Origin of the sequence: Streptomyces sp. NPDC057253 (assembly GCF_042669125.1) — a bacterium.
Taxonomy (GTDB): Bacteria; Actinomycetota; Actinomycetes; order Streptomycetales; family Streptomycetaceae; genus Streptomyces.
On the sequence record NZ_JBHUXV010000291.1, the window covers coordinates 1 to 2330 of the forward strand.

Here is a 2330-nt window from a genome sequence, read left to right on the forward strand (position 1 = left end):
GTGATGGAGTCACGGGAGCCCGGCCGGCAAAGGGAATGACGTCGACGTCAGTCGTTGACGCACTCGTTGCCGAACGCGGGGTTCAGCAGACCGATCACGTTGACGGTGTTGCCGCACACGTTGACCGGCACGTGGACCGGAACCTGGACGACGTTGCCCGACAGCACGCCCGGGGAGTGGGCGGCGGCGGCCTGGGCGCCACTGTCGGCGGCGGCGAGGCCGGCGCTACCCGCGACGGCGGCGGCCGCAACGGTGGTCAGGGCCAGGCCCTTCGCAATACGCGACATGGAGAGCTGCTCCTTGGGTTGACACAAACATCCGGGCGGGGATGCCCGGCGCTGTGTCAACGCGTGGCGCGCTCAGGGGTTGTGCCCCCAATGGGGTGATCTCAGGGGCGCCCCGGCTTCACCGCCTCGACACACTTGCACCCTTTGGCCTGATTAATACGGATAGCGGCTAGTGTGGCGGACCTCCCGAAGCACCCCTATAGGCATCCCATCGCACTCATGGGGACCGTACGTTCCGGAAGGGCCACACCGGTCATGCGTCAATCCCGGGTCCGCCGCCGCGCCGCCCTCTGGCGGCTTCTCCGCCCCTCCCCGCCCCTCCTCGCCGGCGACGGCGAGGAGGGCCGCACGGGTGACTCGCTCACCCCTTCGACGGACCGCCGGGTGGGTGGAGCCCGCCCGGACACCGCCAACCCCCGTACGGACGTACCGGATTCGACCATCGGTGAGCCCGGACCAGCGGTGGGACGGGGTGAGCGCGCGTACTCGAACACCCTCGGCCACGCCTCCGATGTGTTCGATCCGGGCAAGGCGGCCGGGTCCGGTGGTGACCAGCGGGCCTTCCGGCTCGTTTCCCAGCGCGACGCGGCGTGGGCCGGTGTGCTCTCCGCCGCCGTCGACGCCCGCAAGTGAGGCGCGTTCCCGCCCCTCTTGAGCACCACCCGTGAGCGAGGAAACCGCGCATGCAGCAGTCAGCCACCGACCCTCGGCCGCGGGTCCTGCACGTCACCCAGCCCGTGGACGGCGGGGTCGCCCGGGTGGTGACGGACCTGGCGCGGGCCCAGCTCGCGGCGGGCCTGCACGTCACGGTCGCCTGTCCGGAGGGCCCGCTCACCGGCGCGCTCCGGGCCGTCGGCGCCGACGTGCGCCACTGGCACGCCACCCGTTCGCCCGGTCGTGCGCTCCCCCAGGAGGTACGGGGGCTCGCCCGCGTGCTCGGCGCGGCACGGCCCGACCTGGTGCACGCGCACAGCGCGAAGGCCGGGCTCGCGGGCCGGCTCGCGGTGCGGGGGCGGATCCCCACCGTGTTCCAGCCGCACGCCTGGTCGTTCGAGGCGGTCGGCGGGCTCACCTCGGCGCTGGCGCTGCGGTGGGAGCGGGAGGGGGCGCGCTGGGCGCACCGGGTGGTGTGCGTGAGCGCGGCGGAGCGTGCGACCGGCGTGCGCGCCGGGATCGCCGCCCGCTGGAGCGTGATCCCCAACGGCATCGAGCCCGAGCGGTTCCACCCCGCGGCCGTCGGCACCGTACGCGCGACGCTGCTGCCCGAGGTCGATCCGGCGGCCCCGCTGGTGATGTGCGTGGGGCGGCTGTGCCGGCAGAAGGGGCAGGACGTGCTGCTGCGGGCCTGGGAGTCGATCCTCGCGCGCGTGCCCGGCGCCCGGCTGGTGCTGGTGGGTGACGGTCCCGACGCCGCCGCCCTGCGGAACAGGTCACCGCGGTCCGTGGTGTTCGCGGGGGCCGTCGACGACATCGTGCCCTGGTACCAGGCCGCCGACCTGGTCGTGCTGCCCTCGCGGTGGGAGGGCATGGCGCTCGCCCCGCTGGAGGCGATGGCGTGCGGGCGGCCGGTGGTGGTGACGGACGTCGACGGCGCCCGGGAGAGCCTGCCGCCGCATCTCGCGCCCCGCTGCCTGGTACCGCCGGACAGTCCGGCCGCCCTCGCGCGCGCCGTCACCGATCTGCTGCTCGACCCGCTCCTGCGCGAGTCGCTCGGCCACCAGGGGCGTCGGCACGTCCTGGCCACCCACGACGTACGGCACACGGCCGGGGCGGTGGCGGACGTGTACCGCGAGCTCCTCGGCGGCGAGTTCGCAGGGCGCGTCGCGCCCACCGAATACAGGGAGTCCATCCACTCGTGACCGCGGAAAGTACCGTCCCCTCGCCCGGCGGGCAGCCACGGAATCTGCGATTCTCGCCTGTCTCGCTGATGCCGCCGCGCCGCACCGCCACCGGCTTCCGGTTCCCGCTGCGGCGGCCTCCGGCCCGGCCGGCCTCGCCGGTGCCGCTGCTCGCGGCCGACGCCGTCGCCGCGCTGATCGGCGC

The 2330-nt window shown here is 74.5% G+C and carries 3 protein-coding genes and 1 pseudogene; 3 read left to right on the top strand and 1 reads right to left on the bottom strand.

Features of this window, described 5'->3' with window-relative positions; translation table 11 throughout:
- Positions 1 to 47 precede the first annotated feature (47 nt).
- Positions 48 to 287, bottom strand: coding sequence for a chaplin ChpG (chpG, locus tag ACFULQ_RS49020; protein ID WP_330266842.1), 240 nt, complete (start codon positions 285 to 287; stop codon positions 48 to 50).
- A gap of 255 nt (positions 288 to 542) precedes the next feature.
- On the opposite strand from chpG, the gene ACFULQ_RS49025 reads away from it, so the two are divergent.
- From ACFULQ_RS49025 to ACFULQ_RS49035, 3 genes and pseudogenes are all read left to right on the top strand, one after another.
- Positions 543 to 920 (top strand): hypothetical protein, encoded by a 378-nt coding sequence (locus tag ACFULQ_RS49025; RefSeq protein ID WP_383558331.1) that lies wholly within the window; start codon positions 543 to 545, stop codon positions 918 to 920.
- A gap of 50 nt (positions 921 to 970) precedes the next feature.
- The gene (locus ACFULQ_RS49030) at positions 971 to 2146 is read left to right on the top strand and encodes a glycosyltransferase family 4 protein (RefSeq protein WP_383558333.1); all 1176 of its coding nucleotides are present in this window, start codon (positions 971 to 973) and stop codon (positions 2144 to 2146) included.
- Positions 2143 to 2330, top strand: a pseudogene (locus ACFULQ_RS49035) (transferase); the annotation flags it as partial. The gene ACFULQ_RS49030 and the pseudogene ACFULQ_RS49035, both read left to right, overlap by 4 nt.